The organism is Serratia sp. BNK-17 (genome assembly GCF_048684935.1).
GTDB lineage: Bacteria > Pseudomonadota > Gammaproteobacteria > Enterobacterales > Enterobacteriaceae > Serratia > Serratia nematodiphila.
This window is the reverse complement of the sequence record NZ_JBLQTR010000001.1, coordinates 3729467-3752139: the sequence shown is the minus strand read 5'-3', so window position 1 is coordinate 3752139 and position 22673 is coordinate 3729467. Positions and strand designations below refer to the sequence as shown.

Sequence of the window (22673 nt, the reverse complement as noted above, 5' to 3'; positions counted from 1 at the left end):
AAAAAGCATTATGAATTTTTCTGGGGCGAAGCGGCGTGGAAAACGCGGCTCAACCGGCCGCCGCCAGCCCCCGGATAAGTTTGGCTAAGGTTTTGATCGCCTCTTCAAAGCGATCATTCCATTCAAAAGAGGCGTTGAGACGGAAGCAGTGGTTGAAATGGTCGCCGGTGGTGAACATGCGCCCCGGCGCGATGCTGATACCCCGGGAAAGGGCCCGCCGGTACAGCTCCATCGACGACAGCGCCGGATCCAGCTCCAGCCACAGGAAGTAACCGCCGTCGGGCTGACTGACTTTCACAGTCGGCGGGAAATGGTGGGCAATCGCCTGACGCATCGCGCTTTGGCGCTGGGCCAGCAGGCGGCGCAACCGCCGCAGGTGAGTGTCGTAGCCGCCGTGCAGCAGATAATCCGCCAGCGCCATCTGGGTCGGCACGCTGGTGGAAACGGTGCTCATCAGCTGCAAACGCTGGATCTGCTGCGCATAACGCCCCGCCGCCACCCAGCCGACGCGAAAACCCGGCGCCAGGCATTTGGAAAACGACGAGCAGTGCAGGATTTGGCCGCCGCTGTCGAGCGCCTTGGCCGGCAGCGGCCGTTCGGCGCTGAAGTACAGCTCGCCGTAGACATCATCTTCGATCAGCGAGATCTGCCGCTCGCGCAGCAGCGCCACCAGACGCTGTTTGTTGGCCTCCGGCAGGGTGGCGCCCTGCGGGTTCTGGAAGTGGGTCATCAGCCAGCAGGCTTTGATCGGATACTGCTCCACCGCCTGTTGCAACGCGTCCAGATCGATGCCGTCCTGCGGATGGGTGGCGATCGCCACCGCCTTCAGCCGCAGCCGTTCCAGCGCCTGCAGCGCACCGTAAAACGCCGGCGACTCGATCGCCACATAGTCGCCCGGTTGGGTCACCGCCTGCAGGCTGAGGCTGAGCGACTCCATCGCCCCGGCGGTGATAACGATTTCGTCCGGCGCAACCTGCATGCCGCTCAGCGCATAACGTTGGGCAATGTGCCGCCGCAGCGCGTCGTTGCCCGGCGGCAGGTTGGCCAGCGAACTGTGCGGCGTGAACTTGCGCGCTACGCTGCTCAGCGCCCGCGCCAGCTTCGGCTGGGCGAACAGCGTGGCGTCGGGAAAGGCCGAACCGAAAGGCACGATGTCCGGATCCTTGCAGGCCTGCAGCACGTCAAAAATAAAGGCGTTGATGTCCACCTGCTCGCTCAGCAACAGTTTCTCGCCGCGCGAAGGCTGAGGCAGCGGCTGCGGGCGCGCCGCCACGTAGTAACCCGACTGCGGCCGGGCGACGATCCACCCCTGGCTCTCCAGCAGTTGGTAAGACTGCACCACCGTCATCAAGCTTAATCCGGCGCGTTTGCCGCTCTCGCGCAGCGAAGGCAGCTTGTCGCCCGCCCGCCACACCCGGTTCTGGATCTGTTCTCTAATCTGCTGCGCAAGCTGTTCGTATCGGGTCATAACCATTAACTGTTATATGAAAAAGTAAAATAACTGTCACTATTATAGTCACTGTACTTCGTGATTAACTTCACGCCAAGCTTTTCACATAAAAATGACAGCTATACTCAAGAGGTTAATTTATGTTCAACCCTAGGAGGCGCCATGCTGGGTCTTGATGCACTGGAACTCGCCAGAATACAGTTCGCCTTCACCGTGTCTTTCCATATCATCTTCCCCGCCATCACCATCGGCTTAGCCAGCTATCTGGCGGTGCTGGAGGGATTATGGTTGAAAACGCACAATGAAGCCTATCGTGAGCTTTACCATTTCTGGTCAAAGATTTTCGCCGTTAACTTCGGCATGGGCGTGGTTTCCGGGTTGGTGATGGCCTACCAGTTCGGCACCAACTGGAGCTTCTTCTCCGAGTTCGCCGGCAGCATTACCGGGCCGCTGCTGACCTACGAAGTGCTGACCGCCTTCTTCCTCGAAGCCGGTTTCCTCGGCGTGATGCTGTTCGGCTGGAACCGCGTCGGCCCAGGGCTGCACTTCTTCGCCACCTGCATGGTGGCGCTCGGCACGCTGATCTCCACCTTCTGGATCCTGGCCTCCAACAGCTGGATGCAGACCCCGCAGGGACACGAAATCATCAACGGCCAGGTGGTGCCAGTCGACTGGCTGAAGGTGATCTTCAACCCGTCCTTCCCGTATCGCCTGCTGCATATGTCCACCGCCGCCTTCCTCTCCTCGGCGTTCTTCGTCGGCGCGTCGGCCGCCTGGCACCTGCTGCGCGGCCGCGATACGCCGGCGATGCGCAAGATGCTGTCGATGGCGATGTGGATGGCGCTGATCGTCGCGCCGGTGCAGGCGCTGATCGGCGATGCGCACGGCCTGAATACGCTGAAACACCAGCCGGCGAAGATCGCCGCCATCGAAGGCCACTGGGAAAACCCGCCGGGCGAAGCCACGCCGCTGATCTTGGTCGGTTGGCCGGACATGCAGCGTGAAGAGACCCGCTTCAAGCTGGAGGTGCCCTATCTCGGCAGCCTGATCCTGACGCACAGCCTGACCGAGCAGGTGCCGGCGCTCAAATCCTTCCCGCCGGAGGATCGCCCCAACTCCACCGTGGTGTTCTGGTCGTTCCGCATCATGGTCGGGCTGGGCATGCTGATGATCCTGGCCGGGGTGTGGAGCCTGTGGCTGCGCTGGCGCGGCGGGCTCTATCAGTCGCGCCCGTTCCTGTACTTCATTCTGTGGATGGGCCCATCCGGACTGCTGGCGCTGCTGGCGGGCTGGTTCACCACCGAGATCGGCCGCCAGCCGTGGGTGGTGTATGGCCTGCTGCGCACCAAGGATGCGGTCTCCGCGCACGGCGATCTGCACATGAGCATCAGCCTGCTGGCGTTTATCATCGTCTATTGCTCGGTATTCGGCGTGGGCTACTCCTACATGATGCGTCTGATCCGCAAAGGGCCGCAGCCGCATGAGCACCAAGAAGACAATACCGAGGGCCGCCCGGCGCGTCCGCTGTCCGCGGTCAACGACACTCTGGACGACAGGAGCTGAACATGGGTATCGATCTTCCGCTGATTTGGTTTGTGATCATCGTGTTCAGCACCATGATGTATGTGGTGATGGACGGTTTCGATTTGGGCATCGGCATCCTGTTTCCGTGGGTGAAAGAGAGCGGCGATCGCGATCTGATGATGAACACCGTCGCCCCAGTGTGGGACGGCAATGAGACCTGGCTGGTGCTGGGCGGTGCGGCGCTGTTCGGCGCCTTCCCGCTGGCCTACTCGGTGATCCTTGACGCGCTGGCGATCCCGCTGACGCTGATGCTGATCGGGCTGATTTTCCGCGGCGTGGCCTTCGAGTTTCGCTTCAAGGCGACGCCGCAGAAGCGCCATATCTGGGACAAAGCGTTCATCTGGGGCTCTCTCTTCGCCACCTTCAGCCAGGGTGTGGTGGTGGGCGCCGTGATCAACGGTTTCCCGGTCGAAGGCCGCACCTACGCCGGCGGCGCGCTGGACTGGCTGACGCCGTTCGCGCTGTTCTGCGGGCTGGGGCTGGTGGTAACCTACGCCCTGCTCGGTTGCACCTGGTTGGTGATGAAAACCGCCGGCGATCTGCAGGCGCGCATGTATTACCTGGCGACGCCGCTGCTGGCGATCCTGTTGCTGGTGCTGGCCGCAGTCAGTATCTGGACGCCGATCGCGCATCCGGAAATCGCCGCCCGCTGGTTTACGCTGCCGAACCTGTTCTGGCTGCTGCCGGTGCCGCTGCTGGTGCTGCTCAGCGCCTGGGGCATTCAGCGCGGGGTGAAACGCGGCGCGCACTACTCGCCGTTCATGCTGACGCTGTTGCTGGTGTTCCTCGGCCTGAGCGGGCTTGGCATCAGCATCTGGCCGCACCTGATCCCGCCGGCCATCAGCCTGTGGGACGCCGCCGCGCCGCCGCAGAGCCTCGGCTTTATGCTGGTGGGCGCGCTGTTCATCATCCCGATCATCCTGGTCTACACCTTCTGGAGCTACTACGTGTTCCGCGGCAAGATCAGCCATGAGCACGGCTATCACTGAGGAGGGAGGACGCTATGCAAGATAAAACGGCAGCCGCCGCTCCGGCGCCCTGGTGGAAACGCATCGGTTGGCTGGTGATCATCTGGAGCGCCAGCGTGCTGGGGCTGTTCGTGGTCGCCTCACTGTTCCGCCTGCTGATGACCGCGGCGGGCATGAAATCGCATTAACGCGGCGCCTTATCTGGACGCGCTGTTGGGAAAGTAAAAAGAGACCACCAGCGTGACCAGCGGCAAGGCGCCGATCTTCACCAGCTCGAACACTTGACCGAGCGCTTCGTTTTTGTCCCAATACGCGTGGGCGGCGAATACGCCCACGCTGACCGCAAATATCCCGCACAGTACCTGGCGCGCCAGGCGCAGCCGCTCCATTTCGTCGAAGACCAGCGAAGGATCCAAATACAACCTTTCAGCATCGAGCTGCGGGCGCTCATGTTGCGGCTTCATGGAAAAATCCCCACCACCACGGCGACTGCCTCCAGCCCCTCGTCGCTTTCACGCACGATACCGAGGCGGGAACCATCCTGTTTCATCCACTCACGGTCGGCAATCGTCATTAAAGCAAACGCCAGGCGTATGACGTCGGTTTTGGCCATCCCGTGACGCCGGGCAATATCGTTCAAACTGTCGTCGATTTCATTGGATAACCGAATCGGTAAACTCCGCATACTCCACCTCCTGTGGCCGTTGATTCACCAGGGGAAAGTCTACTGGAAGGGTAAATATCGTTCAATTAGTGAACTGCGTAACGCCTCGCATAACCCGCATGCAACGCTAGTGCGGCTTGCGCCCCATCGCGCTGAGGAAGCGTTGCTGCAGACGCAACATTTCCTCTAGCTCAAGCAGCCGGTAGTCGATGCCGAAACGCGGCGCCACCTCGCCGATAATGCGGCTCAACGCCGGGTAATGGCGGTGGCTCCAGTGCGGGAACAGATGATGCGTCAAATGCAGGTTCGCCCCGCCGAGCCAGTACCCCAGCCAGCGCGGCCGGGTCAGCCAGTCGAAGGTAGTGGCGAACACATGATGATACCAGCCGTGCGGCATTGCGCCTTGTTCTGGCGCCTGGTAGAAGTTGGCCTTGGCCCAGTGGGTGCCGATGATGAGCATCACGAACAGCAGTGAAGAAAGCATCTGGCTCAGCAAATAGACCAGCAGAATTTGCCCGATGCCGATAGCCGGCGGCAACAGCCAACATGGGATCGCCAGCGCCAGCAGCAGGTGCGCCGCCTTCCCCGCCAGAAACCCGATCCAGCCGCGTACGCCCTGCTGCGCCATGCGCGCCGCCACGCGGGTGCGGCCCGCCCTGTCCAACCAATCGAACAGCCAGATGTAGTACGGAAAAGTCAACGCCGCCACCAGCGGCCAATAGTAACGCTGCGCGCGCATAAAGGGCCGCCAGCGCTGGAACGGCGTTTGCCGCAGCACGCCGTTGGCGTCGATGTCGGGATCGTAATGTTCGATGTTGTTATGGGCATGATGGAACAGCACGTGCCGCACGCGCCAACAGTCGGGATCCAACCCCAGTGGCACGCTCACCAGGGCGTTCAACCCGCGGTTGGCCCAGGGGCGACGGAAAAACGCGTTGTGCGAGGCATCGTGCACCACGTTCACCGTCAGGAACATGCCGATAAAGATAAAACCGAAATAGCAGGCGAAAAACGCCCAGCCGTTATGCTGCTGCAGGCTCAGCCCGTAACACAGACCGCACAGCGCCAACAGCAGCGCCACCTTCGCCAGCATGCCGCCGTCGGCGAAACGGTGATCGCCGTGGGTCGCCAGATAATGCTGGGCGGCCTGCATCAGCGCGCGGTGCAACCCGTTGTCGTCGCGCCGATAGGCTAACGGACGCAGCGGTTTCATGGCTGTCCCATAAGGCGCAAGAAGCGCTGTTGCTGCGCCAGCAGTTCGCGATAGCCGATGCAGCGGTACGCCATGTCGTGCCGCTGCGCCACCTCCGCCACCGCAGCGGCCAGCGCCGGGTAATGGCGATGATTCCAGCCGGGGAACAGGTGATGCGTCAGGTGATAGTTCAGCCCGCCGGTCAGGTGCTCCAGCCAGCGCGGCTCGGGCTGCCAGTCACAGGCGGTGGCGAAATTGTGCCGATACCAGCCTTGCGGCATGCTGTCGCCCGTCGGCGCCGGGTAAAACTCGGCCTGCGCCCAATGGGTGCCCAGCAGCAAGAACACCACCAGCAGCGAGGCGCACATCTGGCTGAGCGCGTAGGCCAGCAACACCCAGCCCCAGCCGATGCCGTGCAAGTGGCCCACGACCAGCGGCGCCACCAGCACCAGCGCCAAATGCGCGAGCTTGCACAGCACGAACAGCGCCCAACCGCCGCGCCCGGCCAGCACGCGTTTTTCCCGCAGCGGCGTTTTATCGAGCCGATCGGACCAATCGAAAATCCACGCGATATAGGGCAGCGAGAGCGCGGCGATCAGCGGCCAGTACAGATGCTGATAGCGCATATGCGGTCGCCAGCGCTGGAACGGTGTCTGGCGGAAAAAGCCGTTCTCTTCGGTATCCAGGTCGTAATGTTCGACGTTGGCGTAAACGTGGTGGTAATCCACATGCCGCGTGCGCCAGTAGTCCGGATCGACGCCCAGCGGCAGCGTCACCAACCGCCCCACCAGCCGATTGGCCCAGGGCGCACGCAGGAAAGCGTTATGCGAAGCATCGTGGTTGACGTTGACATTGAGCAGCATGCCCATGGTCACGAACAGGAAATAGCAGAGGAAAAACGCCCAGGGCTGATGCTGCAGCAGGCTCAGCGCGTAAAATCCGACGCACAACGCCAGCAACAGCGCGGCCTTGGCCAATCGCGCGGCATCGGCATAGCGATGATCGCCCGCCAGACAGGCGTGGGCCGCGCGCTTAAGATCGCGGTGGAAGGCCTGTTCGCCATCGGCGGGAAAACGCAGCGGCGGCAATGATTCAGCCATGCGGTTCCTCCACGGCGGCCGGTGCGGCTACTCTTCCCCAGCCCAACGCGACGCACAGGGCATGCAACGCCACGGCGGCCATGGCGATATGCCAATAGCGCTGCGGCCAACCGAGATAGCCGATAAACAGCAGCGGCATGCCCAGCGCGATCAGCAGCCAGACGGCACTCGCCCACCGCCGCCCTTCCGTCATGCCGCCCAGCGCCACCGATCCCAACGCCAGCAGCGCCAACAGCGCCATTTGCGGCCAGCTGATGCCGCTATAGCCGTAACCGTATTGGTAGACGTAACCGACCACCAGCGAGAACAACAGCATGGCGCCGCTGAAGACGCTGAGCGCCGAACGGCGGTCGCGTGGCCGGCCCGGCGCCGGGCGCCAGGCCAGACGGAAATAGCGCAGGAACGGCAGATTGCTCGCCCAGAACGGGTTGGCGGACGGCCTGTCGCCGCCGACGCCGTAGCTGAACGGCGTGGTCGGCAATGCCGGGCAGAAGGTGCCGAACAGCTTGTCCCAGAAGATAAAGCTGCCGCCGAAGTTCTTATTGGAATAGGCCATGTCCTTGACGTGATGCACTCGGTGATGCGCCGGCGTGACCAGGATTTTTTCCAGCACGCCAAGCTTCGGCGTCAGCGCATTGTGGTTAAACAGCTGGATGCTGTAGTGAAAAATAGAGACCGCAACGAACACCGACAGCGGCACGCCCGCCAGCGCCAGCAGCAAAAAGAACGGGATCGACGTCAACGACGAATACCAGGAGTTGCGCACCCCCAGCGACAGATTGAAATGCTCGCCCTGATGGTGCACCACGTGCACCGCCCACAGCAGGCGGAAACGATGATGCAGACGGTGCAGCCAGTAGAAACCGAAGTCCCACGCCAGCAAAGCGAACAGCCACATCAACAGCGGCGGCCAGGCGTCCAGCAGCCCCAGGCTGAAATGCGCGGCCACGTAGCCGTAACAGGTGATCTCCAACCCGCGGAACAGCCACAGCATGATATGGCCGGAATTCAGGTTGAACACCAGATCGTGCCAGTTGACCGGCTCGCGACGCCCCCACTGCAGCGCCACCGCCTCGGCCACCACGATGAACAGCATGAACACTATCGGCAACGCCAGATCGCTCATCCCATTTCTCCTTTAACCACGCGCCTGCGCAGAGTTTTCATGCGCAGGGCCAGCCAGCCGGCAAACAGCGCCAGCAGCGCGCCGCTGGCCAAATCGACAAACAAATGGCGGCGCAGTTGCAGAATCGAGAACGCGATCGCCGCGCCCCACAGCATCCACAACGCCGTGCGCACTTTGCGCTCGCCGTCGCTCAGCGCCCACACCGCCAGCACCGTCAGCGCCATATGCAACGAAGGCAGGCAGTTCTGCGGCGAATCCACCTGGGTTAACGCCGCCAGCAGCTGCGCGCTGATCCCGACGCCATCGTTCTGTGGATAGGCTATGGTGGTCGGCCACAGCAGGTAAACCGCCCCGGCGCCCAGCGCGGTGAGCTGCATCGCCCGCGTCAGCCATGTGATCCGCTGCAGCGGCGCCAGCAGATAGCCCGCCGGGACGATGAGGAAGAACGACAGGTAGAGCCATATGGCCGCCGGGTTGAACGGGATCGCCCGGTCAAGCGCCGACGGCGGCAACAGGGTTCCCGCCCCCTGCAGGCGATCGGTCAGACTATACACCACCCCGACCGTCCCCCAGCCGAGCAACATGTGCCCTAGTCTGAACAGCGTATTTTTCATGCTTCCTCCGCCTGGCGCACGATGCGCCGCCGCTTGCGATCGAACTGCGGCAGCACCGCCTGCGCCGTCAACCGCCATTCGAGGCGCTCGGTGGCGATGCCCTGGCGAGCGAACAGCGCGATCAGCTGCGCCTGGCAGTGCGCCAATTCAGACTGGCTGCAATCGGCAATCAATTCCAACCGCCGTTCGCCATGCTGGATCAGCCGGTAATCGCTGGTTAACGGCAATGCATTGGCGATCGTCCGGCTGCAGGCATCGGCGAACACCGCCTGCGGTTGCCACTGCGCATCGGGCAGCATCAGCTGATCGTCACGCCGCCCCTCGATGCGGGCGATCGCCCGCGTCGGTTGCCCGCACGGACAAGGCTCCTTGCGCAGCACCAACACATCATCCAGCCGATAACGCACGATCGGCTGCGTGCTGCGGGTAAAGTCGGTGATCAACGGCGTAAAACGCCGTTCGTCGATCCACTGCGGTTCGATATGCAAAAACTCTTCGTTCAGATGCAGCGTACCGTGCGCGCAGGTCGCGGCAAGAAATCCTTCGGTGGCCTGATACACTTCGCCGACCGCCGGAAATACCTGCAGCAGCAGGCGGCGGTCCTGCTCTTCAAGCACCTCGGCCACCGAGATCGCTTTTTTGACCGGCAACTTCACCTGCCCGGCCAGCACCGCCAGCGCCAAGGCGCGCAGCACCTGCGCCGGGGCCACGATGATGCTGGGCGCCTGCCGTTCCAATGCGGGCAAATGCTCGCTGAACGGTGCAAGCAGATCGTAAAACGCCAGGCTCAGCCAACGGTTGTTCACGCTGTGATAGAGATTATTGTCCGCCCGCAGAAACAGCGCAACGCGCTCGCCGGCCAACAGACCGTCCGGCAGCATCTTCGCCAGCATGCCGCCGGCCCACACCTGCTGTTCGCGCGGGCTGACGACAAACACGCCGCGCTGCCCGGAGGTGCCGGACGACAATCCGACGCTGTAGCGCCCGATCTTCGGCGTGAAATCGCGATCCGCCTCGCTGCGCTGCGCGCAGGCCAGCACCGCATCGCGCTGCAGCCCGGCGGTGTTCATCCGGTCGAACTGCGCCATCATCAGCGCCTTGTCCATCTGCGGCCATTCGGCGAACGGCCGGCGACTGAAGCGTTGAAAATAGGGGCTCTTGCTCAGCACCCGACGGGCAAAGCCCGCGAGCTGCCGGGCCTGATGCGCCTCCAGCGCCGCACGATCGCCAAAGCGCAGGCGCCGGGCGCGGAAATAGTGCCAAAGGGTCATGAACGGGATCACAGGTCCCCCTCGTGGCACAGCAAAATGTTGACCTGGCCGCCCGCCCACAGCTGGTTGAGCCGCTCCAGCGTGCGGGTGTAAGCCACCGCATCGTCCATCACCAGATTGGCCAGGCGCGAAGGCCCGCGCAGCGTCTGGTAACTCTGCGGCGACCAGGCGGCGTCGCTGGCCAGCAGCGTCCAGCCGGCGTCGGTGAGAATAAAGGCGCCGATATGGCCGGCCGCATGCCCCGGCAGCGGCACCAGCACGATCTGCCCTTCGCTGCCCGGCAGCGCATAGCCACGCTCGAACGGCGCCAGCAGCGCGGGTAACGCCACAGAGGGGAAAGCTTCCATAAACTGCAGGTTGCTCTCGAAATCCGCCGGGATCAGGCCGGGAATAAAGGCGCGCTTCAGCGCCGCGAAACCGCGCAGCCCGCGGGTTTGCCGCCAGCCTTCGCCGGAGCAAATAAAGTCGAGTTGGCTGAAATCCTGCAGCCCGGCGATGTGATCGGCGTGAAAATGCGAGACGATCAGCGCCTGAATATCCCCCTCGGCGTAACCGGCTTCGCGCAGCTGATGCGCCAACGACTCGGCGGGATCGAAATAGACCGGCGTCATGCGGCGATAAAGGCTGAACACCCCCGACTGCGTGTGCTGCTGAAAATAATGCGCGTAGCCGGTATCCCACAGCCAGCGGCGCTCCCCCACCTCCAGCAGATAGGCGCGCGCCGGGAATTTGCACACCCGGAACCCGGCGCCGCGCAGCGCCATGCAGCCGATATGCGTGCAGTAACCCACTTCAAAAACGGTGACCTTAGCCATGCTGTCCGCCTCCTTGCCGCCGCAACCACTCACCGGTCAGACGAATGCCCTCTTCCATCGAATAACGCGGCTGATAGCCCAGCTCTTCGATCGCACGGGTCTGGCTCAGCGTCATGTCAAAATGCACCGCCGCCACGCTGTAGCGCGTCAGCAGCGGTTCCTTGCCGCTCAGCGTCGCCCACAGCTCCATGCCGCCGGCCAGCGTATGCAGCAACGGATAGGGCACGGCCTGCAGCCGGTAGCGCAGCCCCAGTTCCTGACGCAGCAGCGCATCCAGCATCTCCGCCAACCGCTGCGGCTGGTGGTTGGTAATGTTGTAAACGGCGCCGGACGGCAACCCGCGCTGCCGGCTGGCCAGGTCCATCGCGTGCACCACGTTGGGGGCAAAGGTCAGGTCCAGCAGCGCTTGCCCGCCGCCGGGCAGCCGCAGCACGCCGCGATCGCGTTCGAGCTGCTGCAACAGCCGCGGCACGATCACCCGATCGTGCGGGCCAAACAGGCCGCGCGGCCGCAGCATAATGTAGGTGGTTTGCGGATAGATCTTCGCCTGCGCCAACAGGCGTTGTTCGGCCGCATACTTGCTGGCGGCATAGTGATTGGCGAAGCGCCGGGCGCGGTAACCTTCGTCAAGATCGTAATGCGGCTGAAAATCGAAGTAGATTGCCGGCGTGGAGATATGCACGAAGCGCCGCACGCCGCAGCGCCCGGCCGCCTCCGCCAGCTTGTCCGTCGCCGCGGCGTTGATGCGGTGAAATTCCGCTTTGCTGCCCCAGGGCGAAGACTTGGCCGCACAGTGCCACACCCACTCGCAGTCGGTTACCAGCTCCCGGCACTGCTGCGGCGTGGCCTGCGCCAGATCGAGCGAGTAAAATTCGGCGCCCAGCTGGCGCAACGCTTCGCCGGCCCGCTCATCGCGGCCGGTGGCGCGCACCTGATGCCCGGCCTCCAGCAACCACTCCGCCGCGTTGCGCCCCAGCCCGCTGGTCGCCCCGGTCACCAGCACCCTCATGGCAGCAACACCATGCCGGCCAGCGCCAGCCCGGCGGCGGTGCCGATCAGCATCACCGGCTGGCCGGGGTTAAAGCGCCCGGTGGTCACGGCGGCATGCAGCGCGGTCGGGATAGAGGCCGCCACCTGGTTGCCGTGGTGGCGGTAGATATCCACCAGCGCCTCGCTGGAGACATGCAGCCGCTTGCGCATATGTTCGAGCGACAAATGGCTGGCCTGATGCGGCACCACGGTGGCGATCTGCGCCAGGGTCAGGCCGCTGGCGCTCAGCAGCCGGTCGAGGTAATCCTCAATCAGCGCCGACGCCTGGCGGAACAGCGGCTTGCCCTGCATATGAAACAGGAAGTCTTGCTCGCACATGCCGGCGCGCGGGTTGCGACGCGTACCGCCGGCGCGGATTTCGCACAGTTCGCTGCCGGCGGGATAGGTTTCCACCAGGCTGGCGAGGATGCCGCTGGCGCCGTCGCCGCGTTCCACGATGGCGCAGGCGGCGCCGTCGCCGAAGATCAGCGACGACTCTTCGTGCTGCCAGTCGATGCCGCGTGAAGCGAGATCCGCCGAGACGATGGCGATGCGTCGATACGTTCCGGCGTTCAGCAGCCCCGCCGCCACCTGCAGCGCAGAGATAAAGCTGACACAGCTGCTGTTGATGTCGAAGCCCGGCGTGCCCGGCGCCAGCCCCGCCACCTTGAGAATATGCGCGGCGGTGCACGGCAGCGCCTGCACCGAAATCGCCGAGGCGGAGATCAGCAGGTCAATGGAGGCTGCCGGGAGGGCGCTGCGAGCCAGCGCGTCTTGCAGCGCGGCGGCGGCGAGTTCGGCCTGGCTGGCGTCGTCGGCGGCATGATAGCGGTAAACGATGCCCGAGCGTTTTTCAACGTAACCGGCCGGTTTCCCCAGGCGGGCATCGAGCGAAGAAGAAGCCACGCGGTTGGGCGGCAAGGCAGCCCCGGTGGCGATGATTTTCAGAGGCAGCGGCTCGGGTGAGCGAAATTGAGTGGTCATTATTGTTATTGATTAACCTGACTATCCATAAAGCGATTATCCCGCACGGCGCGAAGGCCACGCGGATCATCCCCGGTTTTTATATCCCAAAATGCCTTTCATCAAGGCGGTATCTCTTGTTATCGGCTACCACGGGCCGACGTCCGTCGGCGCAAGCATAAGCGTAACATGACTGAGATATTCAGTTTACGACATGGCGGGGAGAATGGGCAGACGGCGGGCGAATTATCGGAATAGCGCCGCCGCTGGGGATCAGCGGCGGCGAGGTCAGGCTCAACGGCGGTTGCGCACCAGCTGGTAACGGCGGGTCAGGTATTCCACCGGCGCGCTCCAGATATGCACCAGGCGGCAGAACGGGAACAGCACGAACAGCGTCATGCCCAACACCATGTGCAGCTTGAAGATCAGCGCTACCCCTTCCAGGTGCGCAGAGGCGCCGGCGTGGAAGGTCACCACCGCCTGGGCCCAGGCCACCAGCTTCATCATTTCGCTGCCGTCCATATGCTGGGCGGAGAACGGAATGGTCAGCAGGCCGAGGCACACCTGCACCACCAGCAACGTCAGGATCAGGATGTCGGCGAAGCTGCTGGTGGCGCGCACCCGCGGGTTGGTTAACCGGCGTTTGAGCAACAGCGCGCCGCCGATCAGCGTCATCAGGCCGCAGGCGCCGCCGGCGATCATCGCCAGCTTCTGCTTCACGTCGATCGGCAGAAAGGCTTCATACATCCAGTGCGGCGTCAGCATGCCGAGGAAATGGCCCGCGAAGATGCCGATAATGCCGATGTGGAACAGGTTGGACGCCAGCCGCATGCCTTTTTTATCCAGCATCTGGCTGGAGCCGGCGCGCCAGCTGTACTGCCCGTAGTCGTAGCGCAGCCAGCTGCCGATCAGGAACACCGCGCCGGCCAGATAAGGGTAGATGTCGAAGAAGAACTGATTCAAAAATTGCATGATTAGCGTCCTTTGGTTCCGGTTAACGCATCCGTCAGATCCAGATACTGTGGCGCCACCGCGCCGGCGAAGCGCCGCTGGTGCGCCGTCTGCTGGGCGGAGGCGCAGCCCTGTTCACCGAGAAACTTGACCTGCTCCTCTTCCCACACCGCATCCAGCGCCTGCGGCGTATCGTCGCGCGCCTCTTGCGCCACCTGCGTCTCCAGAGACTGCGCCTGCACCTCGCTGCCGGACAACGCCAGCAGCAAATCGAACAGCACCGCATACGGGCTTTCACGCTGCTGCAGACGCGCGCCCAGCAGCGCCAGGATCGGCGCGATGTCCTGCAGCCCTTCGCGCGCCTGCGCCGCGTTGCGGCTGGCCAAATACTCCAGGTACAGCGGCAGGAAATCCGGCAGCTCGCGGCTGTCGATCTCCAGCCCGGCGGCGCGGTACTGCGCCATCAGGTCAACCATCGCCTGGCCGCGATCGCGCGATTCGCCGTGCACGTGTTCAAACAGCAGCAGCGAGGTGGCGCGGCCGCGATCGAACAGTTCGCAATAATCGGCCTGCGCGTCCAGCAACGGGCGCGCGCACAGGCGGCGGATAAACAGAATCAGCTGCGCGCTGTGGTGCAGATCCAGCTCGCTGGCCGGCTCCAATGCTTCGATCAGCGCCTGCTGATGGTCAAACAGCGCCTGCTCCGGGTAATCCAGCAGGCGGGCGATCACTTTCAGGCTGATCATGAGGCGTCCTCCGGCCGCGCGGTTTTCGCGGTCACGTCGATGGCATCGATACGGCGGCTGTTGAACAGGTTGAACTTACCGTCGCTGCCGTGGCAACCGTCGCCGAAGCTGAAGCCGCAGCCTTTGCTTTCCGGGAAGGCTTCACGCGCCAGTTCGCGGTGGCTCGACGGCACCACAAAGCGATCTTCATAGTTGGCGATCGCCAGGTAGCGGTACATCTCCTGCGCCTGCGCTTCACTCAGACCGACCTGCTCCAGCGCGCTGGTGTCCACTACGCCGTCGACGGTTTCCGCCCGTTTGTAGTGGCGCATCGCCAGCATGCGCTTCAGCGCCAACAGTACCGGTTCGGTATCGCCGGCGGTCAGCAGGTTCGCCAGATACTGCACCGGAATGCGCAGGCTCTCGACGTCCGGCAATACGCCGCTGTGCGCCAGCTCGCCGGCGTCGGCGGCAGACTGAATCGGCGACAATGGCGGCACGTACCACACCATCGGCAGCGTGCGGTATTCCGGGTGCAGCGGCAGCGCCAGTTTCCAGTCCATCGCCATTTTGTACACCGGCGACTGCTGGGCGGCTTCAATGACGCCCTGCGGCACGCCGTCCGCTAACGCCTGAGCGATCACCGCCGGGTCATGCGGATCGAGGAAGATATCGAGCTGGCTCTGATACAAGTCCTTGTCGTTCTCCACCGCCGCCGCCTGCTCGATGCGATCGGCGTCGTACAGCAGCACGCCGAGGTAACGAATGCGGCCGACGCAGGTCTCCGAACACACCGTCGGCTGCCCGGCTTCGATGCGCGGGTAGCAGAAGATGCACTTCTCGGACTTGCCGCTCTTCCAGTTGAAGTAGATTTTCTTGTACGGGCAGCCGGTCAGGCACATGCGCCAGCCGCGGCACTTGTCCTGGTCGATCAGCACGATGCCGTCTTCGCCGCGTTTGTAAATCGCCCCGCTCGGGCAGGTGGCGACGCAGGCCGGATTAAGGCAGTGCTCGCACAGACGCGGCAAATACATCATGAAGGTGTTTTCGAACTGGCCGTACATCGCCTTCTGCAGGTTGTCGAAGTTCTTGTCCTGCGAGCGCTTTTCAAATTCCCCGCCAAGGATCTCTTCCCAGTTCGGGCCGCTTTCGATCTTGTTCATGCGCTGGCCGGTGATCAGCGAGCGCGGGCGCGCCACCGGCTGGTGTTTGCCCTGTTTGGCGGTGTGCAGATGCTGGTAGTCGTAATCGAACGGCTCGTAGTAGTCGTCCAGCGCCGGCACATCCGGGTTGGCGAAGATTTTCGCCAGCACGCCGACGCGGTTGCCCATGCGCGGCTCCAGCTTGCCGTTGATTTTACGGATCCAACCGCCCTTCCATTTTTCCTGATCTTCCCAAGCGTGCGGATAGCCGACGCCGGGTTTGCTTTCCACGTTGTTGAACCAGGCGTATTCCATGCCTTCGCGGCTGGTCCAGACGTTCTTGCAGGTGACCGAACAGGTGTGGCAACCGATGCACTTGTCCAGATTCAGCACCATGCCGACTTGCGAACGAATTTTCATTTGTGGTTCTCCTGCTGACTGCCCTGCGCGTAGTCGTTGCCTTCATCGTCCAACCAATCAATACGGTTCATCTTGCGCACCACCACGAACTCGTCGCGGTTGGAGCCGACGGTGCCGTAGTAGTTAAAGCCGTAGGCCAACTGCGCATAGCCGCCGATCATGTGGGTCGGCTTCGGACAGGCGCGGGTCACCGAGTTGTGGATGCCGCCGCGTTGGCTGGTGATCTCCGAGCCCGGCAGATTCACGATGCGCTCCTGTGCGTGGTACATCATGGTCATGCCGGCCGGGATACGCTGGCTGACCACCGCGCGCGCCGTCAGCGCGCCGTTGGCGTTGAAGGCCTCGATCCAGTCGTTGTCCGCGATGCCCAGATCTTTGGCGTCGTCTTCGCTCAGCCAGACGATCGGCCCGCCGCGCGACAGCGTCAGCATCAGCAGGTTGTCGCTGTAGGTGGAGTGGATACCCCACTTCTGGTGCGGCGTCAGGAAGTTCAGCGCCTTCTCCTTGTTGCCGTTCGGCTTGCTGTTGAGCAGCGGCTGGGCGGCGCGGGTATCGATCGGCGGCCGGTACACCAGCAGGCTTTCGCCGAAGGCGCGCATCCACTCGTGATCCTGATACAGCTGCTGGCGGCCGCTGAGCGTGCGCCACGGGATCAGCTCGTGCACGTTGGTGTAGCAGGCGTTATAGGAAACGTGTTCATCCTCCAGGCCAGACCAGGTCGGGCTGGAGATGATTTTGCGCGGCTGCGCCTGAATGTCGCGGAAGCGAATTTTCTCGTCTTCCTTGTTCAGCGCCAGATGCCGGTGATCGCGGCCGGTGACGTTGCTCAGCGCTTCCCAGGCTTTCACCGCCACCTGGCCGTTGGTTTCCGGCGCCAGCGACAGGATCACTTCCGCCGCGTCTATCGCGCTCTCGATCTTCGGCCGCCCCGCCGCCGGGCCGTCGGCCTTGACGTAGTTAAGCTGCTTGAGGAAATCGACCTCGGTCTGGGTGTTCCAGCTGATGCCCTTGCCGCCGTTGCCCAGTTTGTCCAGCAGCGGCCCCAGGGAGGTAAAACGCTCGTAGGTGGCCGGGTAATCGCGCTCCACCGCGATGATGTGCGGCGCGGTTTTGCCGGGGATCAGTTCGCATTCTCCTTTCTTCCAGTCCTGCACGCCGTAGGGCTGCGCCAGTTCGGCAGCGGAATCGTGCTGGATAGGCAGCGTCACCACGTCGGTTTCCTGGCCCAGATGGCCGACGCACACCTCGGAGAAGGCCTTGGCGATGCCTTTGTAGATCTCCCAATCGCTCTTCGAGTCCCAGGCCGGATCGACCGCCGCCGACAGCGGATGAATGAACGGGTGCATGTCGGAGGTGTTCATGTCGTCTTTTTCGTACCAGGTGGCGGTCGGCAGCACCACGTCGGAATACAGGCAGGTGCTCGACATGCGGAAATCGAGCGTCACCACCAGATCCAGCTTGCCTTCGCCGCCCTGCTCGCGCCATTCCACTTCCTGCGGCTTCACGCCGCCCTGCTGGCCGAGATCTTTGCCCTGAATGCCGTTTTCGGTGCCCAACAGGTATTTGAGCATGTACTCATGGCCCTTGCCGGAAGAGCCCAGCAGGTTGGAGCGCCAGACGAACAGGTTGCGCGGGAAGTTCTGCGGATTGTCCGGCTGCTCGGCGGCAAAGCCCAGCGCGCCGTTTTTCAGGCTGTCGACGGTAAATTCGACCGGCGATTGGCCGGCGGCGCGGGCCTGCTCCGCCAGGCGCAGCGGGTTAGCGCCCAGCTGCGGCGCCGACGGCAGCCAACCCATGCGCTCGGCGCGCACGTTGAAGTCGATCAGGCTGCCGCCGAAGCGCGACTTGTCCGCCAGCGGCGACAGCAGCTCATCGGCGCCGACGGTTTCATAGCGCCATTGGCTGGAATGGTTGTAGAAGAACGAGGTGCTGTTCATATGGCGCGGTGGGCGTTGCCAGTCGAGGCCGAACGCCAGCGGCAGCCAGCCGGTTTGCGGCCGCAGTTTTTCCTGGCCGACGTAGTGCGCCCAGCCGCCGCCGCTCTGGCCGACGCAACCGCAGAAGATCAGCATATTGATCAGGCCGCGGTAGGTCATGTCCATGTGATACCAGTGGTTGACGCCGGCGCCGACGATGATCATCGAACGGCCGTGGGTCTTCTCGGCGTTTTGCGCGAATTCGCGGGCAATGCGGATGATGTTGTGGCGCGACACGCCGGTGATCTGCTCGGCCCAGGCCGGGCTGTAAGCCTTGACCTCGTCATAGTCGGCGGCGCAGTTGGCGTCGCCCAGCCCACGCTCCAGGCCGTAGTTAGCCAACGTCAGATCGTACACGCTGGTCACCAGCGCTTCGCTGCCGTCCGCCAACTGCAGGCGTTTCACCGGCAGTTTGTGCAGCAGGATCTCGTCCAACGCCACGCTGTTGAAATGCTCGCTGTCGGCGCCGCCGAAGTACGGGAAACCCACCTCGGCAACGTCGTCATGCATGCCCAGCAGGCTGAGTTGCAGCTCGACTTCCTGTTGCGCCTGGCCTTCGCGCTGTTCCAGGTTCCACTTGCCCTTCTCGCCCCAGCGGAAGCCGATGGAGCCCTGCGGCGCCACCAGCTCGCCGCTGCGGCTGTCGATAGCGACGGTTTTCCACTCGGGATTGTTTTTCTGGCCCAGTCCGTCCACCAGATCGGCGGCGCGCAGCAGGCGGCCGGCGGCGTAGTGGCCGCCTTCACGCGGCTCCAGCAGCACCAGCATCGGCATGTCGGTATAGCGGCGCACGTAGTCGCGGAAGTAGCCGACTTCGCGATCGAGATGGAACTCTTTCAGCATCACATGGCCCATCGCCAGCGCCATCGCGCTGTCGGTGCCCTGCTTCGGATTCAGCCAGTGGTCGCACAGCTTGGCGACTTCGGCGTAGTCCGGCGTCACCGCCACGGTTTTGGTGCCCTTGTAGCGCACTTCGGTAAAGAAGTGGGCGTCCGGGGTGCGCGTCTGCGGCACGTTGGAGCCCCAGGCGATGATGTAGGAGGCGTTGTACCAGTCGGCGGACTCCGGCACGTCGGTCTGCTCGCCCCAGGTCATCGGCGAAGCCGGCGGCAGATCGCAATACCAGTCGTAGAAACTCAGGCAGGCGCCGCCGATCAGCGACAGGTAGCGGGCGCCGGCGGCGTAGGACACCATCGACATCGCCGGGATCGGCGAGAAGCCGATAATGCGGTCAGGGCCGAAGGTTTTGGCGGTGTAGACGTTGGCGGCGGCGATCAGTTCATTGACCTCTTGCCAGCTGGAGCGGACGAAACCGCCGCGGCCGCGCGCCACCTTGTAGCTTTTGGCTTTTTCCGCATCGCCGACGATAGAGCCCCAGGCTTCGACCGGATCGCTGTGTTGCGCTTTCGCTTCGCGCCACAGTTTGAGCAGCCGCTTGCGCATCAGCGGGTATTTCAGCCGGTTGGCGCTGTACAGGTACCAGGAGTAGCTGGCGCCGCGCGGGCAGCCGCGCGGTTCATGGTTGGGCAGATCGGGGCGGGTGCGCGGATAGTCGGTTTGCTGGGTTTCCCAGGTCACCAGACCATTCTTCACGTAGATCTTCCAACTGCAGGAACCGGTGCAGTTCACGCCGTGGGTGGAACGCACCACTTTGTCGTGCTGCCAACGGCTGCGGTAGCCGTCTTCCCAGTCGCGGTTGGTGTTCAAGGTCTGGCCGTGATCGCCAGAAAAAGGCTCCGCCAACTGCTTGAAATAGCGGAAACGGTCTAAAAATTTGCTCATCCGGAATGCTCCTGAAGGCTCTTGTCGTTATAAGAAGACATGCTCAATCTGCCGCCAGCCTACTGACGGCCAAGCGGCGGCAAATTGATTGCGATCAAGAGAAAGCGGTGAGAGAGGCGCGGCGAATGCGACGAATACCACTAAAGTATAAGCGCGAAAGCATAGGTAATCAGCTGATAAAAAAGAACAAATGATACATTTAATCAGGCTGCGGGAATGGATGGCGGCAGACGGGGGTATTTGGAGGTATAAATGGACGAATAAAGCGTATGGTGTTTTCATTGAACGAAATATCAGCGTCGCCTCCGGCGGGCGAACGGCGGCAAATGAAGGCGCGGCCGAGACGTTCCGCGCCTTCATCTTATTCATTCACCGAACATCGTGGCGGCAGGCGATAAAATCCAGTGCTTCATCAATCTTTAAAGTAACTTCCCCATTCCTTTTCGGCACTGAGTGGCATGAGATGGCAAAGGCCGGCGCCCGGGGTAAAAGTCAGCTCGCCGAAATACACCCGCCCTTCCACTTGATAAAAATCTACCCTGATGTAGGAAAATTGCTTCGCGGTGAGCTTCGCCAAATGAATCATTTCGTCAAAACATTCTGGCCGCGGCGCCGGTATCTCGCTGTTTTCGATATCAATGCGAATATTCGTTCTATTCCAATCAGCGTCAAATACGTCACGCCGGTGGGCACCAAAACGCTGATAGTCCACCTGAATGAAAATGCATACCTCGCCCTCACGGTTGAAGCAGTGGAACTTGAAATCTTTAGGCACATCGCCATTATCCAGCAAAAGCCGCTCAGCCAATATTCTCGGTTCAATATCCTGATAATGTTTTTCTCGTTCCTGATCATAAAAATTCGTGTTCAACCAACCCGAAGAAAGATCGTAAAGCTCACCGTAACTGGCCTGGCGTTTGTCGAAAACCAGCTTATTAAATCCGCAGCCGTGATTCGCTTTAAGCACGAAAGCGTCCGGCAAGCGCTGGTACATTTCGTAGGTCAGTTCAGTACCCTGCGCATACAGGTCAATCAGATAATGCTCACCCCAAAGTCCGGCGATAAATTCCCTTACTTTATATTTATCCGATAAAGTCGTGTATATCCTTCTTGGATAAATCTTTCGTCTCATTATTTTTTCATTATAAAAAACCGGATTGGAAAGATGGGGGAGCCGTTTAAAGTTAATAACGTATTTCATCTTATGATATAGCGTATCCGGGACATGCTTATAAAGATGCCTTACAAGTTGTTGCAACATGATGACTCCTTGTTCTTTATAAAGATATGATGAAACAAATAACGGAAATTGCGCTATTTATGGCAAAAAGAATTTAAGCGGCATTGGGTGCCATGAGTAAATAACCTCCTTAATCAGAATTAAAGAGTGTGCGTACAGGCCGCCAATTTGCATGGCGGCGTGATGAAAGCGAACTCACTTTATTTTGTCTTGAGTCTGCGGATGAAAACAGGCACGCAGCTAAACGCCGTTAACTGCAGGCGCGTAATCTTGCCTTTTTGGAAAAAATAATTCAGAACAAAGACCGACATGAACTCCGCCGATAGCGTTGAAACAGCCGCGCCCATCAACCCATAGCGGGGAATCAACAGGAGGTTCAGCAGGATATTTATCACCGCCACCATCGGCATTTTCATGGCGATGAAGCGGTATCCTGAAAACAAGACGATGCTTCTGTACGAAACGGTGCCCAATACGGACACCAAAGAGGTGAATGAGCACACGGCCAACACGCCGGCAGCGGGCAAATATTCATCGCCGTACAGTACGTTTATAATCTGCGACGGAAAATAGATAAACACCAACAGAGCCGGTAGAGAGAGCGCCATCACGATGACATAAAGCAGTCGGATCCGATATTCCTGTTCCGCCGCTTGACGCGAGCCAGCAATGCCCGACATAAGCGAGGTGATCATCGCCATCGGCACAAAAGACCACCCCTGCGCCAGAGTCAGCGCCGCGCTATACCAACCGACCGCCTGCTCGCCAAGCATGCCACCTAACATGATCTGATCGATGCGCGTATAAATGACAATCGACAAACTCGACACCGCCAGCGGCAAACCAACGCTGAACAAATGACGCTCATAACGTTGTCGCTTCCGCCCCTTGACCGGCGCCAATCGCCCGCGCACCTCACGGTGGAACATCCAACGGCGCAGGAAATAAGGTATCGCACTGCTGACAACGTAAGGAATCGCGAACCACGCCAGACTGAGCTCGGCATGAACCAACATCAGGCGCAATGCGATGGACAAAAGCAAAACCGAGTTGTTTATCAGCGTATTGCGTTTCGATTTTAAGGTGGCGTCGTAATAAATTTTGTAGACGTCCTGTACTGAAAAATAGGCGCTTGCCAGCATCAGCAACAGGATCAAAACGTCGGTATTATTGTGAGAGAACACGTGCCATGCCAACACAGGCAACGCACCCAACAAAAACACGCGCCGCCTGAGCCGTATGGAGGCCATCATCAGGTGCATCCCGCTGGCTGGCCGGCGCGCAATGCGATTGAAAATGACGCTGTCGGCGCCGAGCTGAGCCAGCGGCACCAACACTGCAATGGTCGCCAACAGATAATTCAGGACGCCGAACTGGCCAGGCCCCAGATAACGCGCCACATAGATAGACACGAAAATGCCCGAAACGCTGAGAGAAAGGCGTTCAAGCATCAACCAGAGTGCATTGGTGAGCGTCCGTTTCATCTCTAATCGCACCCGCAACGGGAGGGGGGAAAATGGCGATGGTCTCATTAAAAAACTGAGAATTAATGCCAACGCGGCAGGGTGCAATGCGACCCAGGCTTATTTTCGTTCTTTTGGTCATATCCACATTCCACAACAATCCACAACCGCTTTAAGCGCCAACAATAACGCTTCGCT

Annotated in this window: 21 protein-coding genes; 3 read left to right on the top strand and 18 right to left on the bottom strand. The window is 61.5% G+C overall.

All coding sequences use genetic code 11. The features are described 5' to 3' along the window. Nucleotides 1–49: 49 nt before the first annotated feature. On the bottom strand, nucleotides 50–1468 hold the full coding sequence (locus ACMGF7_RS17815) for a PLP-dependent aminotransferase family protein (RefSeq protein ID WP_004934613.1): 1419 nt from the start codon (nucleotides 1466–1468) through the stop codon (nucleotides 50–52). Nucleotides 1469–1612: 144 nt separating this feature from the next. Between ACMGF7_RS17815 and ACMGF7_RS17810 the strand changes: the two genes are divergently transcribed. The 3 genes from ACMGF7_RS17810 to ACMGF7_RS17800 are packed head-to-tail and all read left to right on the top strand — an operon-like array spanning nucleotide 1613 to nucleotide 4190. Then, nucleotides 1613–3013 carry a cytochrome ubiquinol oxidase subunit I gene (locus ACMGF7_RS17810; RefSeq protein WP_004934615.1) on the top strand — a complete coding sequence of 467 codons (1401 nt, stop codon included), beginning with the start codon at nucleotides 1613–1615 and terminating at the stop codon, nucleotides 3011–3013. Nucleotides 3014–3015: 2 nt separating this feature from the next. Further along, nucleotides 3016–4023, top strand: a complete 1008-nt coding sequence (gene cydB / locus ACMGF7_RS17805; RefSeq protein ID WP_004934617.1) for a cytochrome d ubiquinol oxidase subunit II — start codon at nucleotides 3016–3018, stop codon at nucleotides 4021–4023. 14 nt (nucleotides 4024–4037) lie between these two features. Further along, the gene (locus tag ACMGF7_RS17800) at nucleotides 4038–4190 is read left to right on the top strand and encodes a DUF2474 domain-containing protein (RefSeq protein WP_004934619.1); all 153 of its coding nucleotides are present in this window, start codon (nucleotides 4038–4040) and stop codon (nucleotides 4188–4190) included. Nucleotides 4191–4199: 9 nt separating this feature from the next. Here the strand turns inward: ACMGF7_RS17800 and ACMGF7_RS17795 are convergent, their stop codons facing one another. From ACMGF7_RS17795 to ACMGF7_RS17715, 17 genes are all read right to left on the bottom strand, one after another. After that, entirely contained in the window at nucleotides 4200–4466 is a 267-nt protein-coding gene (locus ACMGF7_RS17795) for a hypothetical protein (RefSeq protein ID WP_033632804.1), read from the bottom strand. Then, on the bottom strand, nucleotides 4463–4687 hold the full coding sequence (locus ACMGF7_RS17790) for a hypothetical protein (RefSeq protein WP_004934623.1): 225 nt from the start codon (nucleotides 4685–4687) through the stop codon (nucleotides 4463–4465). Before ACMGF7_RS17790 ends, ACMGF7_RS17795 begins: the two co-directional genes overlap by 4 nt. 106 nt (nucleotides 4688–4793) lie before the next feature. After that, complete coding sequence (locus tag ACMGF7_RS17785) at nucleotides 4794–5879, bottom strand: acyl-CoA desaturase (protein ID WP_049240555.1); 1086 nt, start codon at nucleotides 5877–5879, stop codon at nucleotides 4794–4796. Beyond that, nucleotides 5876–6958: a fatty acid desaturase family protein gene (locus ACMGF7_RS17780; RefSeq protein ID WP_049240557.1), complete on the bottom strand. Its 1083-nt coding sequence runs from the start codon at nucleotides 6956–6958 to the stop codon at nucleotides 5876–5878. The genes ACMGF7_RS17785 and ACMGF7_RS17780 overlap by 4 nt, the downstream gene beginning before the upstream one ends. After that, nucleotides 6951–8084, bottom strand: a complete 1134-nt coding sequence (locus ACMGF7_RS17775; RefSeq protein ID WP_197763485.1) for a sterol desaturase family protein — start codon at nucleotides 8082–8084, stop codon at nucleotides 6951–6953. The genes ACMGF7_RS17780 and ACMGF7_RS17775 overlap by 8 nt, the downstream gene beginning before the upstream one ends. After that, nucleotides 8081–8698 carry a phosphatase PAP2 family protein gene (locus ACMGF7_RS17770; protein WP_164094859.1) on the bottom strand — a complete coding sequence of 206 codons (618 nt, stop codon included), beginning with the start codon at nucleotides 8696–8698 and terminating at the stop codon, nucleotides 8081–8083. Before ACMGF7_RS17770 ends, ACMGF7_RS17775 begins: the two co-directional genes overlap by 4 nt. Further along, entirely contained in the window at nucleotides 8695–9981 is a 1287-nt protein-coding gene (locus tag ACMGF7_RS17765) for a F390 synthetase-related protein (RefSeq protein ID WP_197799668.1), read from the bottom strand. The genes ACMGF7_RS17770 and ACMGF7_RS17765 overlap by 4 nt, the downstream gene beginning before the upstream one ends. Further along, on the bottom strand, nucleotides 9978–10784 hold the full coding sequence (locus tag ACMGF7_RS17760) for an MBL fold metallo-hydrolase (protein WP_049240565.1): 807 nt from the start codon (nucleotides 10782–10784) through the stop codon (nucleotides 9978–9980). Before ACMGF7_RS17760 ends, ACMGF7_RS17765 begins: the two co-directional genes overlap by 4 nt. Continuing rightward, nucleotides 10777–11793, bottom strand: coding sequence for an NAD-dependent epimerase/dehydratase family protein (locus ACMGF7_RS17755; RefSeq protein ID WP_273874442.1), 1017 nt, complete (start codon nucleotides 11791–11793; stop codon nucleotides 10777–10779). Before ACMGF7_RS17755 ends, ACMGF7_RS17760 begins: the two co-directional genes overlap by 8 nt. Further along, nucleotides 11790–12797: a 3-oxoacyl-[acyl-carrier-protein] synthase III C-terminal domain-containing protein gene (locus ACMGF7_RS17750; protein WP_164094855.1), complete on the bottom strand. Its 1008-nt coding sequence runs from the start codon at nucleotides 12795–12797 to the stop codon at nucleotides 11790–11792. Before ACMGF7_RS17750 ends, ACMGF7_RS17755 begins: the two co-directional genes overlap by 4 nt. A 273-nt stretch (nucleotides 12798–13070) precedes the next feature. Continuing rightward, nucleotides 13071–13748: a respiratory nitrate reductase subunit gamma gene (gene narI / locus ACMGF7_RS17745; RefSeq protein ID WP_004934642.1), complete on the bottom strand. Its 678-nt coding sequence runs from the start codon at nucleotides 13746–13748 to the stop codon at nucleotides 13071–13073. A 2-nt stretch (nucleotides 13749–13750) separates the two neighbouring features. Further along, nucleotides 13751–14473, bottom strand: a complete 723-nt coding sequence (narJ, locus tag ACMGF7_RS17740; protein ID WP_049240569.1) for a nitrate reductase molybdenum cofactor assembly chaperone — start codon at nucleotides 14471–14473, stop codon at nucleotides 13751–13753. Continuing rightward, the gene (gene narH, locus ACMGF7_RS17735) at nucleotides 14470–16014 is read right to left on the bottom strand and encodes a nitrate reductase subunit beta (RefSeq protein ID WP_049240570.1); all 1545 of its coding nucleotides are present in this window, start codon (nucleotides 16012–16014) and stop codon (nucleotides 14470–14472) included. Before narH ends, narJ begins: the two co-directional genes overlap by 4 nt. Further along, nucleotides 16011–19772 carry a nitrate reductase subunit alpha gene (locus ACMGF7_RS17730; RefSeq protein ID WP_197763482.1) on the bottom strand — a complete coding sequence of 1254 codons (3762 nt, stop codon included), beginning with the start codon at nucleotides 19770–19772 and terminating at the stop codon, nucleotides 16011–16013. Before ACMGF7_RS17730 ends, narH begins: the two co-directional genes overlap by 4 nt. 27 nt (nucleotides 19773–19799) lie before the next feature. Then, nucleotides 19800–20141 (bottom strand): hypothetical protein, encoded by a 342-nt coding sequence (locus ACMGF7_RS17725; protein ID WP_420286557.1) that lies wholly within the window; start codon nucleotides 20139–20141, stop codon nucleotides 19800–19802. Between the two features lie 43 nt (nucleotides 20142–20184). Beyond that, on the bottom strand, nucleotides 20185–21033 hold the full coding sequence (locus tag ACMGF7_RS17720) for an ATP-grasp fold amidoligase family protein (RefSeq protein ID WP_164094852.1): 849 nt from the start codon (nucleotides 21031–21033) through the stop codon (nucleotides 20185–20187). Nucleotides 21034–21212: 179 nt separating this feature from the next. Next, a complete protein-coding gene (locus ACMGF7_RS17715) occupies nucleotides 21213–22496 on the bottom strand; it encodes a flippase (protein ID WP_197763481.1) in 1284 nt (427 codons plus the stop codon). Between the last annotated feature and the right edge of the window lie 177 nt (nucleotides 22497–22673).

What these genes read in the sequence shown, in the direction of transcription:
- ACMGF7_RS17815 (WP_004934613.1), bottom strand. Translation starts at nt 1,468, where the DNA reads ATGACCCGATACGAACAGCTTGCGCAGCAGATTAGAGAACAGATCCAG.
- ACMGF7_RS17810 (WP_004934615.1), top strand. Translation starts at nt 1,613, where the DNA reads ATGCTGGGTCTTGATGCACTGGAACTCGCCAGAATACAGTTCGCCTTC.
- cydB (WP_004934617.1), top strand. Translation starts at nt 3,016, where the DNA reads ATGGGTATCGATCTTCCGCTGATTTGGTTTGTGATCATCGTGTTCAGC.
- ACMGF7_RS17800 (WP_004934619.1), top strand. Translation starts at nt 4,038, where the DNA reads ATGCAAGATAAAACGGCAGCCGCCGCTCCGGCGCCCTGGTGGAAACGC.
- ACMGF7_RS17795 (WP_033632804.1), bottom strand. Translation starts at nt 4,466, where the DNA reads ATGAAGCCGCAACATGAGCGCCCGCAGCTCGATGCTGAAAGGTTGTAT.
- ACMGF7_RS17790 (WP_004934623.1), bottom strand. Translation starts at nt 4,687, where the DNA reads ATGCGGAGTTTACCGATTCGGTTATCCAATGAAATCGACGACAGTTTG.
- ACMGF7_RS17785 (WP_049240555.1), bottom strand. Translation starts at nt 5,879, where the DNA reads ATGAAACCGCTGCGTCCGTTAGCCTATCGGCGCGACGACAACGGGTTG.
- ACMGF7_RS17780 (WP_049240557.1), bottom strand. Translation starts at nt 6,958, where the DNA reads ATGGCTGAATCATTGCCGCCGCTGCGTTTTCCCGCCGATGGCGAACAG.
- ACMGF7_RS17775 (WP_197763485.1), bottom strand. Translation starts at nt 8,084, where the DNA reads ATGAGCGATCTGGCGTTGCCGATAGTGTTCATGCTGTTCATCGTGGTG.
- ACMGF7_RS17770 (WP_164094859.1), bottom strand. Translation starts at nt 8,698, where the DNA reads ATGAAAAATACGCTGTTCAGACTAGGGCACATGTTGCTCGGCTGGGGG.
- ACMGF7_RS17760 (WP_049240565.1), bottom strand. Translation starts at nt 10,784, where the DNA reads ATGGCTAAGGTCACCGTTTTTGAAGTGGGTTACTGCACGCATATCGGC.
- ACMGF7_RS17755 (WP_273874442.1), bottom strand. Translation starts at nt 11,793, where the DNA reads ATGAGGGTGCTGGTGACCGGGGCGACCAGCGGGCTGGGGCGCAACGCG.
- ACMGF7_RS17750 (WP_164094855.1), bottom strand. Translation starts at nt 12,797, where the DNA reads ATGACCACTCAATTTCGCTCACCCGAGCCGCTGCCTCTGAAAATCATC.
- narI (WP_004934642.1), bottom strand. Translation starts at nt 13,748, where the DNA reads ATGCAATTTTTGAATCAGTTCTTCTTCGACATCTACCCTTATCTGGCC.
- narJ (WP_049240569.1), bottom strand. Translation starts at nt 14,473, where the DNA reads ATGATCAGCCTGAAAGTGATCGCCCGCCTGCTGGATTACCCGGAGCAG.
- narH (WP_049240570.1), bottom strand. Translation starts at nt 16,014, where the DNA reads ATGAAAATTCGTTCGCAAGTCGGCATGGTGCTGAATCTGGACAAGTGC.
- ACMGF7_RS17730 (WP_197763482.1), bottom strand. Translation starts at nt 19,772, where the DNA reads ATGAGCAAATTTTTAGACCGTTTCCGCTATTTCAAGCAGTTGGCGGAG.
- ACMGF7_RS17725 (WP_420286557.1), bottom strand. Translation starts at nt 20,141, where the DNA reads ATGAATAAGATGAAGGCGCGGAACGTCTCGGCCGCGCCTTCATTTGCC.
- ACMGF7_RS17720 (WP_164094852.1), bottom strand. Translation starts at nt 21,033, where the DNA reads ATGTTGCAACAACTTGTAAGGCATCTTTATAAGCATGTCCCGGATACG.
- ACMGF7_RS17715 (WP_197763481.1), bottom strand. Translation starts at nt 22,496, where the DNA reads ATGAAACGGACGCTCACCAATGCACTCTGGTTGATGCTTGAACGCCTT.